Annotated in this window: 14 protein-coding genes and 1 pseudogene; 8 read left to right on the top strand and 7 right to left on the bottom strand. The window is 50.9% G+C overall.

Features of this window, described 5'->3' with window-relative positions; translation table 11 throughout:
* Window positions 1-98 precede the first annotated feature (98 nt).
* From H6F59_RS00445 to H6F59_RS00435, 3 genes are all read left to right on the top strand, one after another.
* Window positions 99-2,582, top strand: a complete 2,484-nt coding sequence (locus H6F59_RS00445) for a TonB-dependent siderophore receptor (protein ID WP_190694197.1) — start codon at window positions 99-101, stop codon at window positions 2,580-2,582.
* A gap of 243 nt (window positions 2,583-2,825) precedes the next feature.
* Window positions 2,826-3,782: an ABC transporter substrate-binding protein gene (locus H6F59_RS00440; RefSeq protein WP_397192542.1), complete on the top strand. Its 957-nt coding sequence runs from the start codon at window positions 2,826-2,828 to the stop codon at window positions 3,780-3,782.
* Between the two features lie 2 nt (window positions 3,783-3,784).
* Window positions 3,785-4,156: a DUF1636 domain-containing protein gene (locus tag H6F59_RS00435; RefSeq protein ID WP_190694192.1), complete on the top strand. Its 372-nt coding sequence runs from the start codon at window positions 3,785-3,787 to the stop codon at window positions 4,154-4,156.
* 91 nt (window positions 4,157-4,247) lie between these two features.
* Here H6F59_RS00435 and H6F59_RS00430 read toward each other — a convergent pair whose 3' ends face one another.
* Both H6F59_RS00430 and H6F59_RS00425 read right to left on the bottom strand, forming a co-directional pair.
* Window positions 4,248-4,799, bottom strand: a complete 552-nt coding sequence (locus H6F59_RS00430; protein WP_190694190.1) for a DinB family protein — start codon at window positions 4,797-4,799, stop codon at window positions 4,248-4,250.
* Between the two features lie 315 nt (window positions 4,800-5,114).
* A complete protein-coding gene (locus tag H6F59_RS00425; RefSeq protein WP_190694187.1) occupies window positions 5,115-5,717 on the bottom strand; it encodes a DJ-1/PfpI family protein in 603 nt (200 codons plus the stop codon).
* 253 nt (window positions 5,718-5,970) lie between these two features.
* Between H6F59_RS00425 and H6F59_RS00420 the strand changes: the two genes are divergently transcribed.
* Window positions 5,971-6,180: a hypothetical protein gene (locus H6F59_RS00420; protein ID WP_190694185.1), complete on the top strand. Its 210-nt coding sequence runs from the start codon at window positions 5,971-5,973 to the stop codon at window positions 6,178-6,180.
* Window positions 6,181-6,487: 307 nt separating this feature from the next.
* On the opposite strand, the gene H6F59_RS00415 is transcribed toward H6F59_RS00420, so the two are convergent.
* Complete coding sequence (locus H6F59_RS00415) at window positions 6,488-7,012, bottom strand: hypothetical protein (protein WP_190694183.1); 525 nt, start codon at window positions 7,010-7,012, stop codon at window positions 6,488-6,490.
* Between the two features lie 2,371 nt (window positions 7,013-9,383).
* On the opposite strand from H6F59_RS00415, the pseudogene H6F59_RS00410 reads away from it, so the two are divergent.
* Window positions 9,384-9,664: pseudogene (locus H6F59_RS00410) on the top strand (hypothetical protein).
* A gap of 351 nt (window positions 9,665-10,015) precedes the next feature.
* Here H6F59_RS00410 and H6F59_RS00405 read toward each other — a convergent pair.
* Window positions 10,016-10,849, bottom strand: a complete 834-nt coding sequence (locus H6F59_RS00405; RefSeq protein ID WP_199325471.1) for a VanW family protein — start codon at window positions 10,847-10,849, stop codon at window positions 10,016-10,018.
* 188 nt (window positions 10,850-11,037) lie between these two features.
* The gene (locus H6F59_RS00400; RefSeq protein ID WP_190694181.1) at window positions 11,038-11,595 is read right to left on the bottom strand and encodes a hypothetical protein; all 558 of its coding nucleotides are present in this window, start codon (window positions 11,593-11,595) and stop codon (window positions 11,038-11,040) included.
* A gap of 526 nt (window positions 11,596-12,121) precedes the next feature.
* Between H6F59_RS00400 and H6F59_RS26645 the strand changes: the two genes are divergently transcribed.
* The 3 genes from H6F59_RS26645 to H6F59_RS00390 all read left to right on the top strand — a co-directional run bounded on the left by H6F59_RS26645 (window position 12,122) and on the right by H6F59_RS00390 (window position 12,944).
* On the top strand, window positions 12,122-12,244 hold the full coding sequence (locus H6F59_RS26645; protein ID WP_277882356.1) for a hypothetical protein: 123 nt from the start codon (window positions 12,122-12,124) through the stop codon (window positions 12,242-12,244).
* Window positions 12,219-12,374, top strand: a complete 156-nt coding sequence (locus H6F59_RS00395) for a hypothetical protein (RefSeq protein ID WP_190694179.1) — start codon at window positions 12,219-12,221, stop codon at window positions 12,372-12,374. The genes H6F59_RS26645 and H6F59_RS00395 overlap by 26 nt, the downstream gene beginning before the upstream one ends.
* Before the next feature lie 210 nt (window positions 12,375-12,584).
* The gene (locus H6F59_RS00390) at window positions 12,585-12,944 is read left to right on the top strand and encodes a hypothetical protein (RefSeq protein WP_190694177.1); all 360 of its coding nucleotides are present in this window, start codon (window positions 12,585-12,587) and stop codon (window positions 12,942-12,944) included.
* A gap of 295 nt (window positions 12,945-13,239) precedes the next feature.
* On the opposite strand, the gene H6F59_RS00385 is transcribed toward H6F59_RS00390, so the two are convergent.
* Together H6F59_RS00385 and H6F59_RS00380 are read right to left on the bottom strand one after the other, a co-directional pair.
* Window positions 13,240-13,833: a Uma2 family endonuclease gene (locus H6F59_RS00385; RefSeq protein ID WP_190694175.1), complete on the bottom strand. Its 594-nt coding sequence runs from the start codon at window positions 13,831-13,833 to the stop codon at window positions 13,240-13,242.
* 187 nt (window positions 13,834-14,020) lie between these two features.
* Window positions 14,021-14,404 (bottom strand): four helix bundle protein, encoded by a 384-nt coding sequence (locus H6F59_RS00380; RefSeq protein ID WP_190694173.1) that lies wholly within the window; start codon window positions 14,402-14,404, stop codon window positions 14,021-14,023.
* Between the last annotated feature and the right edge of the window lie 21 nt (window positions 14,405-14,425).

Raw genomic sequence — 14,425 nt, 5'->3', positions numbered from 1 at the left:
CGACTGCCACTGACCTGTATCTTGTTGAGAAGTATTCCTGATTGCCTCAAAGCTATAGGCAGCTAAGGCATTGTCCTCAACAATTTACAGGTGGTGTGATGGGAGTTCGATTGCAGCGGTTGGTATTGTTGGCGGGATGGCTAGCGCTAGTGCCAATGGCGGCTCAGGCTGAAACGGCGCTGCCGTTAGTGGAGGCGGCACCCAGCGGGCAGGCGGCAGATCTCAATCTAGCCCAGGGGGCAACGCAAATTACTGGCGTGCGGGTAGAACCCGACGGTCAGGGAATTCGCCTGGTGCTGGATGCCGACGGGCCGTTGGGGGAGCCCACCACTTCGGTGGTGGGCAACGCGCTGGTGGCCGAGATTCACAATGCGGTGCTGGCCCTGCCCGAGGGGGAGAGCTTTGAACAGTTTGGCCCTGCCGAGGGCATTGCCCTGGTGAGCGTGACCAGCTTGGAGGATAACCGGGTGCGGGTTTCGATCACCGGTAGCGACGGGCCGCCAGCGGTAAATGTGAATGCTGGGGCAGCGGGGCTGGTGCTGGGCATTGCGCCAGGGGTGGGGCTGGCCTCCACCGATGATGAGGTCATCCGCATCGGAGTGACAGGCGAGGGCGATGAAGGCTATGCTCCGAGTGATTCCAGCACGGCTACGCGCACCGATACGCCTCTGCGCGACATTCCCCAGTCGATTCAGGTGATCCCCCAGGCGGTGATTGAAGACCGAGATGCGCGGGAGTTGGGCAACGCCTTGGAGACAGCGGGTTCGGTGGCCGACAACGGCGGTCGGGGGCTGAGCGTGTTTGGCCCTGGCTTTTTGATTCGCGGCTTTGAGAACCGGGGCGGCGTTTTTCGCAATGGGGTCGAGGCGGTTTCGTTAGGGGGGCTGAGCACCAACGACATCGAGCGGGTCGAGGTGCTGCGCGGGCCTGCCTCGGTGCTGTTTGGCCAGGGTGAGCCGGGTGGCATTATTAACCTGGTACCCAAGCGCCCGCTGAGTGAGCCGTTTTATGACATCTCTGTGGGTGTCGATAGCTTTGGCAGCTACGACGGGGCGGTTGACCTATCAGGCCCCATCACAGACGACAGCGCTCTTCGCTATCGACTCAATGTGTCCTACGAAAGTCTCAACAGCTTCCGCAACCTGGTGGATGGTAACCGGCTGCTAATTTCGCCGATTATCACCTGGGATATTAGCCCCAGCACCTCGCTGGATGTGTATGGGCAGTACACGAGCGATCGCGAAACCATCGACGAAGGTTTAGTGGTCGGTGCCAATGGCATTATCGATCTGCCGCGCGATCGCTTTTTTGGCGAAGATTTTGGCGAATTTTCTCAAGAGCAGTTCAACCTGGGCTATCGCCTCAACCACGAGGTTAACGAGAATCTTGACCTGCGCCATACCCTCCAGTACCAACGATATGCGCCGCGCCGCTACGCCCCCCTATTCGATTCGCTAGACGAAACGACCGGCGAGCTGGGGCGCTTGGCCTACTTTGCGGGTGGCACCTACCAGCGCTTTTACACCAATGCAGAGGCCGTTGGGCGTTTTAACACCGGTTCCATTCCTCACCAGGTATTGTTTGGCGTTGAATATCGCAACACGCTGGAGCAACCCGAGTTTCAGTTCAGCAATTCCTACAACTCCATTAATATTTTTAACCCGGTCTACACGGGCACTCCCTACGCGATCGAACCCGAATTCTTTAGGGACGACACGATTAGAACTGTAGGCATTTATCTGCAAGATCAGATCGATATTTTGCCGAATCTCAAGCTGCTGGCTGGGGTACGCTACGACACCGCCGATCAGTTTCGCACGACCCGCGATATCGGTCAGCCCCGCGAAGAATTTAGACAGACAGACAGCGCTCTTTCGCCTCGGGTTGGCATTGTTTATCAACCGATCGAGCCGGTGTCGCTCTACGCGTCTTACACCACTTCATTTCAGCCTTCCTTTGGGGCCAGCCGCAACGCCGACGAATCCACCTTCGCCCCCGAACGGGGCCGACAGTTTGAGGTGGGGGTTAAGGGCGATATTACCGACAGCCTCAGCTTTACGGCGGCCCTGTTCGATATTCGCCGCCAAAATGTGCAAACCACCGATCCCGACGACCCAGCGTTTACTATTCAAACTGGAGAAGTGGCCAGCCGAGGCTTTGAGCTAGGCTTGGGCGGCGAAATTTTGCCGGGGTGGAACCTCACTGCCAACTACACTCTGCTAGATGCTTTTGTCAGCAAAGACAACACCCTTACAGTGGGCAATAGTTTGGCCAATGTCCCCGATAACCAGTTCAGCCTGTGGAGCACTTACGAACTGCAAGAGGGTAGTTTGGAGGGGCTAGGCTTTGGTCTAGGACTGTATTACGTCAGCCAGCGAGCGGGCAATTCTGACAACAGTTTTACGCTGCCCAGCTATTTCCGCACCGATGCAGCGCTGTTTTATCGCCGCGACAACTGGCGAGCCCAGCTCAATGTTGAAAACCTATTCAACAGCCGTTATTTCACCTCGTCGGATCAGTTTTTGGGGGTAACTCCCGGAGCCCCGCTGACGGTTTCAGCTAGGGTGGGGGTGGAATTTTAGGAAAGTTGGTAGGGTGCATCCTACTTCTGTAAGTTTGTGGCCCTCATCCCCCAACCCCTTCTCCCTTAGGGAGAAGGGGAACCGGATTTTCAACGTCCCTCTTCCTCAGGGAGAGGGATTTAGGTGCAGCTTCCTTCCCGCAAGGTGGGCCGACAAAATTGGGACGGGCCTGAGTGAATAAGCGATCGCAAGATGAAAGAGTGAGGTTAGACATTGAGCTTACAAGTTCTAAAACAGTGGGCAATCAACCTTGTCCTGGCGCTGGTGACCTTGGGGTTAGTGGTTGCTTGTCAGGGGGGAGAATCAACCGTTAACCAACCGACTGCGGTGGATTGCACTGAGGTTGAACATGCTGCTGGAACGACCTGTGTGCCGGAAACCTATGAGCGGTTGGTAACGCTCGATGGGGTGACGTTTGAGTATGCGATCGCAGCGGGCCTCTCCCCCATTGCCACAGCCGTAGGTGGCCTGATGGAACACATGTCTGAGCAAGTGGCCCAGGTTAAAAACGTGGGGCAGACGGGAGTACCCAATCTAGAGGAGGTGCTTGCCCTCAAGCCTGATTTGATTGTGGGGCTCGACGATAACCAGGGGGCCTACGCTCAAGCTACGCAGATTGCGCCCACTCTGCTCTTTCACTTTGAACATAGTGGCCAGTGGAAAGACTCGTTCCAAAGGACATCGGCGGCCCTGGGCCAAGCCGATGCAGCGCAGCAGACAATGGCCGATTACGATGCCCGCATGGCCGATTTTAAGGCACAGATGGGGGCTCGCCTAGACAACCTTCAGGTGTCGGTCGTCCGCATCTATCCCGACACGATCAATCTTTACCTGCGCGATTCGTTTGTGGGCACTGTGTTGCAAGATGCGGGGCTGGCCCGACCGACCGCTCAAGATATTGGAGCCGATGAGGCCAAGGCCCTGTTCGACAACCCAATTCAAACCAGCATTAGCCGGGAGCTGCTGGGGCAGGCCGATGGCGATGTCATTTTTCTCTGGACTGGTGAGAACACCCCAGAGGCGATGGCAACGGCGCAGCAAAAACTAGAAACGCTGCAACAAGACCCGCTCTGGCAAAAGCTTAAAGCGGTGCAGGCTGGGCGGGTCTACACCGTACCTAGCTATTGGATTGGCAGCGGCCCGATCGCCGCCAATGCCATTTTGGATGACCTGTTTAAATATCTTGTGGAGCCATCGTAGGCATGCCTGACCAGTTAATTGTGTGCAAAAGCTGCGGCTTTTCAGCAGATGAAGAGAAGCGCGATGGGGAAACGGGCGGGGAGCACCTGCTGAAGCACTTGGAGGCGCTACATTCGCAGTGGTCTCGCAAGGGTGAGTTGGCGATTGCGACGACGGGGTGTTTGTGCGTTTGTGAAAAGGCTTGCGCGATCGCCTACGTGGGCACGGGCAAACCCACCTATCTTTTCGCTGACCTAGACCCTGCTACCTGCGCTGCCGATCTGCTCACGGCTGCTGAGCTATATCTCGACAGCAAAGACGGCATGGTGCCCTGCTTCAAGTTGCCTGATGAGCTTCAACCTCGCAGAATGGCGCGAATTCCGCCTGCACCTTAAGAGTGGCGGGCAGTTGGTAGGTTGGATTGTTTGATTTCCTTGGTCAACCCAACGACCCTATTCACCCGCCACTAGTAATCTCTCAAATTCACTAGCTGACTTTATTGGGTCGGTGTGCAACAGAATTGTTCAACTGCGAACTGTATATCACGTCTCTTAAATAAACAGTTAGATCATTCGCTGGGGGTACAGCCGGAACCTGATACATCATGTCACTGACGAAGCCCCGATGATAAGTGCCATGATTCACTACATGCAGAATGATTTCACTACGGGACATCGCACCTTCACCGCCGTCAACGAATTGGAAGTTTACGATGTCTAGCCACTCCTGCTCAGAAATCGAATGAGCATAGTCAACATACCACTGGTCAACGGTCTTGACTGCTTGCCACAGATCTTCTAATGGTGGATGAGTCTCAGTATTTCTTGCAGTATATGGGTGAATTTCTTTTTCCAGATGAGCTTTAAAGATGCAATCGATGACATAGGTATGATTGAGCGTATGAACCATGTTTCTGAAACGGGTTTTGCGTTCTTTGGTTGCCTCACCTTCTGGCAAGGATTTTACGGCTGAAAATGTAATTTCATTTGCCCAGGCTTTGTATCTAGTCAACCTTTTTGCTATTTCAGAAAAGTTCATTACGGCTTTTACTCCAAACTCAATCCTGTCCCGATTATGACTTGATATAGTGCTTATTATCGCCTAGTTAGTAGGTTGGGTTGAGCTAGCTGAACTCAACACCTACCGTTACCTCAACACTCCACTACGTATCCTAGGTCTATTCCCAATAGGTAAATCTTGTGCAATACCACAGTGGGTTGGGTACAAAATCCTTTTGAAATGGTTGGGTTGACGAAGAAAATCTAACCTACGGGAGATCTGCGATCGTACTCAGTAAAGCGTGGCCCAGGCGATCGCACGCAGTTGTTGTCCGGTTGAGCGAGGGGTTAGGCGTCAGCGCTCAAGGTACGGAGCAATGTTTTTCATGGCCCGCGAGACGTATTCTTCCTTTTCGCCTACAGGTGCGACGTAGTGCAATGCTGCCTTTGCAGCTTCTTCGCCTTCGCTTTTGGCGATGATCCAGGCTGCCAAGTATTGCGAGGCGAAGCAACCGCCGGCTGTGGCGACGTTACCTGTTGCGAAGAATGGCTGGTTGAGAACCTCGACCCCAGCATCTTGAACCCAGGGTTTTGTTGTGAGGTCTGTGCAGGCGGGTACGGAACCGAGCATGCCGAGCTTCGCCAAGATAAGCGTTCCGGAGCATTGCGCTCCGATCAATTGGCGTTGGGGATTTAGGCGCAGCCGCGACATAAGTTCTTTGTCAGCTACTATCTCTCGGGTTTTGACGCCGCTGCCAATGATGACGGCATCGGCAGACTCAACTTCGTCGAGACTCGATTGGGCCTGGATTGTGACTCCATTCATTGACGTGACAGTTGGCTCGGGGCAACACAGGGTCACTTGCCAGTCTGTCTGCTTGATTCTGTTGAGTATGCCGAGTGCAACGAGAGAATCCAGTTCGTTGAACCCCTGAAATGTGAGGATTGCTATGCGCATGCTGGCGGTAAGAAGGAGTCAGTAGGTTGGGTTGAGCTAGCGTCGGCTTTGCCTTTTGGCAGAGTAACCCAACACCCGCCGTTAATCTAGCACTATGTACTATCTGGAATTGTTGGGTTTCTTTTGTCAACCCAACCTGCAAGAGATTTGCGATCGCACTTAATGTATGGCGGATGAGGGATGAAGCGATCGCTATTGCTGCTTACGCTAACAAACAAGTGCTCTTAGGAGCCGACGTAAAAGAAGTGGTTTTATGACTGAGAATCAACATAACAATCCCGACAACACCCAATCCGCTGATGCGGAAACCTTTGATCCTCGTGATCTAGTCAATAAGGGTGGCTACGACAAAGACCCTCAAGAAATCCTTTCAAATCCTGCTGTCGTCCCTCAAATGCTCGGCGATCGCCGCGACGAAGAGGGCGCAGGTATGGGGCAAGTCGATGACCAAGACTCTGAATAATTTCGTTGTGGTCTTTAAGACTAATGGCGATAAACGCTACGTAATGGATTGGCGCTGCCTAATCCATTTTTTTGCCCACTGAAACTGTACTCTAGTATGTTTGGCTGCTGGCTAGTCTTCGGAGCGATCGCCCACGTAGCAGTTAACAGGCTGAGTTGAGTTAGCGTAGGCTTTACCTTCTTGCAGAGTAATCCAACGCCCAACGTTGATTTAGCACTATGTAATACCACAGTGGGCGAGAGTGAAATCTTTCTGGGATTGTTGGGTTTGCTTTGTCAACCAGCCTATAAGAGATCTGCGATCGCTCTTAATAATCAGAATCATTTATATAAGCAATTCGACTTGTTGGAGAATAAAACAATATGGTGTAGTCACTAGAACCTTTTGCGTAGCATTTTCCTTCAACTAAGTCTAACGGTTTCCACCAATCCGTTGGAGGAAACCAACTATGTTCAGATAACTGGTTTCTGCGTTCAGCTAATCGCTGGATACAATCGTCGTTCGTAGTAGAGGCTAGTTCCATCTGCTGAACAAACAGATCAACATTTGATGGTTTCATATTAAAGCGGCAGGAGTAGGAAAAGCCATCTGCAATAACTACTCCATTAGTGCGGCAGCGGAGATTATGTACAGCTCCGATAAGATGCGGATATGGATATTGAATGTGAAACCCAAAATAAATGGAAATAATATGACCTGAATTTAGCAAATGTGGAACAGCGAGGTAGACGAGACACAGCCAAATAAAAAAGCCAGAAGCAGGTAAGGTAACCAGGGAAGCAATGAGTAATCCACGTCGAATGAAACCTGGCTGTCTTAGTAATCGTGTCATTGAAACTTCCTCTTTAAAGTCTAGTTAGTAGGTTGGGTTGAGCTAGCGAAACCCAACATCCACCGTCAACCCAACCTATAGGAGATCTGCGATCGCTCTTAATGATCAGAATCATTTATATAAGCAACTTGACTTGTTGAAGAATAGAACAGTATGAAGTGATCTCTTGCGTAGCATTGTCCTTCGACTAAGTCTAAGGGTTTCCACCAATCCTTTGGAGGAAACCAACTCGTTTTAGCTAACTCTGGTCCAGGTTTAGCTAACCGTTCTATACAGAGGCTACTTGCGATAGAGCGTAGCTCCCTCCGCTGAACAAACTGCTCAATATTTGATGGCTTTATATTAAAGCGGCAGGAGTAGGAATGACCAATAACTGCTCCATTAGTACGGCAGCGGAGGTCATGTATAGCTCCAATAAAATACGGATATGGATATTGAATGTGAAACCCAAAATAGGTCGGAATAGTACGGCCTGAATTTAGTAAATGTGCAACACTGAACAGGTAGAGACATATCCAAATAAATAAGCAAGAAGCAGGGAAGGCAATCAAAAAAGCAATGAGTAATCGAGGTCGAATGAAACCTGATTGTCCTGATAATCGTATCATTGAAACTTCCTTTTTAGAATCTAGAGAACTGGTGTGTAGTCATAGGAATTTTGTGGAGAATACCAAATACAAAACCAATCTAAAGTTAATATTATTAAGTCCCTCGACGCTGACATCAAGCAAGTCCGAAGAAATAATCACGGCTATCTATCCTGTTTGTGCAGTTATTTCACAGATAGCTTTCAAACGGCTGTTCCCGCAAGCAACTCAAGTGGCCTGATGACCAATATAAGCGGTTGCAGATAATCTCAGATCACCAAAATTTCTCCTTTTTCCGCTTAATCGACTTGTTACACAGCCGGTGCCACTCTAGGTTACCAACCGTCAGCATCCAACTACTCAATAAGGCTAGGGATATGCTTGCGACGAGTCTCACTACACAGCTTCTTGGAACCGCTGCTGGTCAGCTAGTACTGCAGCTATATTTGCGTAAGCTATTGCAACAAATAACTTCTTTGTGTCCGGTGTGCACAAGCATTGTTAAACCGCGATCGCTTGCTTAAAAAGCATAAATTGCAAATAGCTACTTAGTAATCAGAATGACTTAGATAAGCAATTTGGCTTGTTGGGGAATAAAACAGTGTGAAGTGACGATCGGGATTTGAGTAGCATTGTCCTTCGACTAATTCTAAGGGTTTCCACCAATCCTCTGGAGGAAACCAACTCGTTTTAGCTAACTCTGTTCCAGGTTTAGCTAACCGTTCTATACAGTGGTTACTTTTGGTAGAGCTTAGTTCCCTCCACTGAATAAACTGCTCAACATTCGATGGTTTCATACTAAAGCGGCAGGAGTAGGAAAAGCCATCCGGAATAACTACTCCGTTAGTGCGGCAGCGGAGATTGTGCACGGCTCCCATAAGACTTGGATATGGATAATTAATGTGAAATCCAGCGTAAGCTGGGATAATACTATCTGAATTAAGCAGAGATGGAGCAGCGAAGAAGACGAGACTCAGCCAAATAAAGAAGCCAGAAGCAGGTAAGGTAACTACGAAAGCAACGAGTAATCTACGTCGAATGAAACCTGGCTGTCTTAATAATCGTGTCATTGAAACTTCCTCTTTAGAATTTAGAGAACTGGTGCGTAGTTATAAAAGCTTTTACAAGGAGTACAAAATATAAACTTAATCCAAAATTAATATTTTCAACTCCCCCAACATTGCTGTTAGATGATTCTGATGAAAGTACTCACATGTTGTCTATTCTGTTCTTGAGATCATTCTACAGATAGCTCTCAAGCGGCTGTCCTCACAGACAACTCAAGTGATCTAACTCATAATTAGAGGAAAAAATTCTGCCTAATACTCTCCTGTGGGAGCTTAGGTGGAAGTCTATCAGCCTAAATATTTTTATATGGATTTTAGGCGGAAAGATTCTAGTCTAAACGCAGAACATAGGATCTTAATATAGAAATATTTTTTGTATGAACGCCCGAGCGCTGAAGTATCTCCAGGCTTCAGATTCTTTTTTGTTCATGAATGCTGGATTTCTTAACCAAGGCTGTCTTACGGTTGACGGGGAGCTTTTGTACCACTATTCTCTTACATTAAGCCGTTCAGCAGAGCAGTGCTTACGCAGAACTCGAAGACTTTAGCGCTGCCTGAAGGTGCTGGTACACCAACAGACAGCTAACCCCGCAAATCTCTTGCACAGATTGCGAGGCTAGGTTCATCGTACCCTAGCCCCCTCAGTTTGCACTTCAACTGCGGGTGGCTAGGGTTTTCGCGTTCTGTCTTCCTAAACAACAACTGGAGACAGAACCCATGTTTGAATATCTCGAACCCGATGCCAGCGGCGCATCTCATCTTCCGCCGTCTTCACCCAGCACCCCCCAAATTCGTCCAGAGCGGGTGCGGCACATGCTCTACGGCAGCCTCGCAGGCATAGATCGCACCATCAAAATCCTTCACGCCCTCGGCTACACCGACCCCAACGACTGGAGCGACCCCATCCCCGTGCCGCCCACCAGCGACACCACCGGCGCAACCTCTTCAAGGGAACCGTCTGGATGGCGATCGCCACCAAAACCGTGCTGATTGAGTAACGCACCTTGCCCGTCCCCGATGGCAGCACCCTCTGTCGTCGGGGGCGGCGACCAATATCAAGCTCACCGCTCGCAACTTGGCCGACTGAGCAGCCCGTTTCACAAACTAAGACCTCCGTAAAGCAAACTGGCACAACTGTTTAGCTTACACAGGCCGATGTATAGCGAAGTGGCACAGCTGTTTAGCTTACACAGGCCGATGTGTAGCAAAGTGGCACAGCTGTATAGAGAAGTGGCATAGCTGTATAGCTTATTGAGATCGCTGTTTAGAAAAGCTGGTTTTTGTCACTAACAGCTTTCATGAACAATGGCTATCACTCTCGCAGGCATTGCTCATACCATTTTATCGATCTAAACAGTAGTCTCCAAACTGCTGTCAGTACAAGGTTTATAAACACTAATGGCGCGATAATCAAGTTGCCATGAAAGTTCTTCAGTCATGGTTTCCGAGTCAGCCCTTGCTCTTGAATCGTCCACTTGATCGCACACAGATCGTCGAGTTTCAACGATCCAACCAGAAATATTAGTTGTTGAAGAAGGTAACAACTCTTGCAAAACCACAGAGTCAACCTTAACCTTCCAGGGGCAAGGAGACTGCCCCCATAAACTAGAGACTACCTGACCCGTCTCCGGTAGCACTTGTAAGCGCAACTGTAGTGCCACAGCACTGTGATTCCGAACGATCAAGTCTTTATAGCCATAAGCGATCGAAGCATCTTGACCAAGCTGGTAAAAGCGATCGCTCCCGTAAGCATCAATGCTATGGCAATGTCGCTCTAGAATCTGGCAGCCTGAAACCAAAAACGTATGAAACAGGTTGGTAGCAATTAAGCATAGTCCGCCACCAACTCCCGTCTGCACTTGACCGCGCACAAACACGGGTCCTGCCTTAAACCCATTGTTTAAGCTTGGATCGCCTACGCAATTACAGAAGCTGAAGATTTGCCCAGGATTAAGTTGAAGTTGGTGAATTTTGCTTGCAGCCAGTTGCAAGTTTAAGACACGATTTTCCCGAATTTCTGGACTGCCACGGTCAGGAATAGCTGTGACAGAATCACACCATAAATGAGGGTAAAGATGTGACTGATCATGAGTTTGTTGCCGAGCATAAAAGAAAGGGTAACCACGAAGCAGGCTCCTAGCGTACTTGAGGCTAATACGTAGAGATCGTTTCCATTCTTTCAAAACGGCGACTCCTTTACTTATTTACCCAATAGATTCAATAGATATCAAGCAATTCCGCATCTAGAGTAAAAGCTAGTGCCGGGCATCAGCGGCGCGCTATAGCCCTTAATGATGGGAGGCCTGCCGGATGCGCGCCCGCTGCATGCCGATGTTAAGTTGCAGCACCCATCACTGATCTTTTCCTCGGTCTACCAGCTCCGCCTCCAGCTCCACCAAGAGCTTTTCATCGGCGCGTACCAATCCTCTCCAACAATCGGAGGCGTACCGTCTGGGCTATGGACGACGCCGCAGTCATCTGCCAGACCGCACTCACCAATGATGAAGCGTACTGCGTTGCCAGCCTTGTCTATCTCGCTAACCTTAAAGAGGCCAATCCACGTCGGTGCGCGTGGCCCCGTCCCTGAGCGCGTGTCTGTTGCAGCCCTCTCAAGCGCAGAGCGACTTGCGGTGAATCTGGCCGCGAACGCGAGATCGAAACTGACGCCCGCAAAGACGATGGCAAGAAAAACTAACTGGATTACGAAAGGGTAAGGGAGTATTTTAATCAGCCGCTCACGTTTCCTTAGCCCCCTTCCTAGCAAGCCAACAGCGATGGCAACTGTGACTGCACCGAAGGCAAGGCCGCCAAGGAAGTAGAATACGTAATCCAACATGGACACTCCATCACTGGCGCTGACGAGTGCGACGCTTCCCCATAGAAGTGCTGCGCCTGCGAGCGCCCAGAAGATAGAGTTCGACCTTTTCATAACCCATACCTCAGCAGCATAAGTATGTATTAAGTGTCAGATTTGCCAGATAAGACCCTATATTTTCCGTATTATCTGGCACTTTTGCGGTTAAATATCTCGACCCCGATGCCAGCGGCGCATCCAATCTTCCGCCGTCTTCACCCAGCACCCCGCCAGTTCGCCCAGAGCGGGTGCACCACACGCTCTACGGCAGCCTTGCAGGCATCGTTCGCGAAGCGTCTCTAGAAAGGAGAATCGCACCATCAAAATCCTCCACGCCCACGGCTACGCCGACCCCAACGACTGGAGCGACCCCATCCCCGCGCCCCCTACCAGCATCGAGCCGCGACACCCTAGCGAGCCTCAACCGTGGATGGCGATTCTCACCAAAACCGTGCTGATTGAGTAAGTCTCTTCGTCACACATACCGGGTTCCTATTGCTGCTGCCCAAACCAGGTTACGAGCACAGGAACCTGGTACCTTATCGCCCCTACTGACAATCTGCGTCCTGCGATCGCCAAACTGACACTGCTGTTTAGCGTATTGCATCATGCGATCGCCAATGTGGCACAGCAGATCATCAATGTGGCACAGCAGTTTAGTGATTTGAAGGCGCAGATCGCCAATGTGGCACAGCAGTTTGACGAAACTGGCACAGCAGTTTAGCGATCTGCGCCCTGCGATCGCCAATGCGGCACAGCAGATCGCTAATGTGGCACAGCAGTTCGGCATTGCAGGCCCAGAGTACAGCCATGCGGCGGGTCAACTTAAAGCGCGCCCTTCTGCATTGCGATAGCGCTCCGCCATTTGACCGATGTTTGCCGCAAAACTGTCTGCCCTAGCGCGAGTTTCAACCCCAAGGGCAGTATGAGCTTATGCGAAACAACGCTCTACCCGGTGCAATGGCGACCGCCCCACCCTGCACCACTCAACCCCTGAAAATCTTGCCCTGTTGCTGCTACGTTCCAAAAACACCAACCTATTAACCTTATTAAGGGTGCCACCCATGGCCATTGTCGATACCAGTCGCCGTCTCCAAACCCGCGTCATTTTGCAAGATGTTGAGTCCTACGAAGGGCTTAATGCCGTAAACGACTACACAGCTCGCCGCCCCGAAGCCACCCCCGAGGCACTGCAAACCAACCTGACCACCATGCAGGCCAAACAACAAAAAGAAACCGAACTAGCGGCCCTAGCCAAAGCCGCTGCCGACGAAGCCCGCCAAGCCGAGTGGGACTTTCACAACAGCGTCATGGCTATGAAAGAATCGGTGCGCGGCCTGTTTGGCCTCGACAGCCACGAAGCCCAATCCGTTGGCTATAAGAAAAAATCTGCTCGCAAGCGCCCCCGCCGCCGCGCCGCCTAACCCACCCAAACCAAAACCGCAAAAAAGCCCCCAGAGCTCTCAACGTTCTGGGGGCTTTGGCATTGCTAAACACCGGTATAAATCAGCCATGCCACGTCTCCCGCAGGGGCAAACGCCGTTTGCCCAACCCAACCAGGGCTAACGAAACTAAATTCCGCATAACCTGTCGCCTTTGGCTGAGCAGGCAACTAGCATCAAACCTCATAACAAAATCCGATTCAGTAAACCCTGCTCTATCATCAGGAACCCCGTAGGGGCGTAGCATGCTACGCCCCTACAAACCGGGGATATTCATTCAGGATTTGGCATCAAAGATTTCTTCAGACGGCTCCAGCGTCACATCTTCGTATAAGGCCGCAATGGTATCGGTGAAATCAATGCTCTCCAGGCAAAACGTCGCCGTTTCGGGCGTGTAATACTGCAACACCCACAGCCCCGCCTCGTTGCGGCGAAAGCACTCCACCCGCTGATGGCGCGTGTTGATTAACACGTATTCTTCTAAGCTCTCCAGAGTTTGATGATCCGCAAACTTATCGCCCCGGTCAAAAGCCTCCGTAGACTCAGACAGCACCTCCACCACCAACTTAGGAAAGCGTTTGTAGCCCGCAACCTCGCGATCGCGAGGGTCACAAGTCACCATCACATCCGGGTAAAAAAAGCGGTTACGAGCCTCAATGCGGGCCTTCATATCTGACATATAGATCCGGCAACCCGTACCACGCACATGACTGCGGAGCAGCGCCGCTAGGTTAAGCGCAATGGTGACATGCCCATCACTAGCCCCCGACATGGCATAGATTTGACCGTCGAAGTACTCGTGCTTAACGGGGCTTTCGGCTTCGAGTTGAAGGTAATCTTCGGGGGTGAGATACTGCGGCGAAGCAACCATGGCACTGGGCAACATCAACAATCAAGGTTTAGCCTACAAGCCAATCTGCAATCATCCTATCAACCAGCACAGCCCTCTATAGAAACTCCGTTCAGCAGCCAAAAAAATCCGGCAGGGGTTCCTGAGGAGAGTGGGGGGGTGGGAGAGTGGATGGGTGGATGAGTGGATGGGTGGATGAGGGGATGGGTTATTGGATTGTCCAGTTGGAAGCGTTTTTGATCATGTTGACGAGTTGACCTAAGACTTGGTCGTAGTTGCTATAGAGGTCTCTGCCAACTTCAGCATCTAAATATTGGCATTTGACTGCAAACTCTAACCAAATTTGAGTTTCTGTAGCTTCAGCCTGACAGTCGCTGATTTTTGCCACAAAAGCAGCTTGATATCGTCGCTTGCGCCAAGCTTCTCCCAAATTGGCACACACTGATCGAGACGATCTTCGAATCTTGTCCGTCAAAGAATATCTTTCCTCAACCGGAAACCGTTTAGACACCTCAAAAATCTCCATAGCTGCGGCAAAAGCCACCTGATAAACCTCCAAATCCCTATAACTCCTAACCAATCCCCCAGCCATCCCTCTACTCTCTCCCTACCA

The sequence above is a fragment of the Nodosilinea sp. FACHB-141 genome (genome assembly GCF_014696135.1).
Lineage (GTDB): Bacteria > Cyanobacteriota > Cyanobacteriia > Phormidesmidales > Phormidesmidaceae > Nodosilinea.
This window is presented reverse-complemented; position numbering and strand designations above follow the sequence as displayed.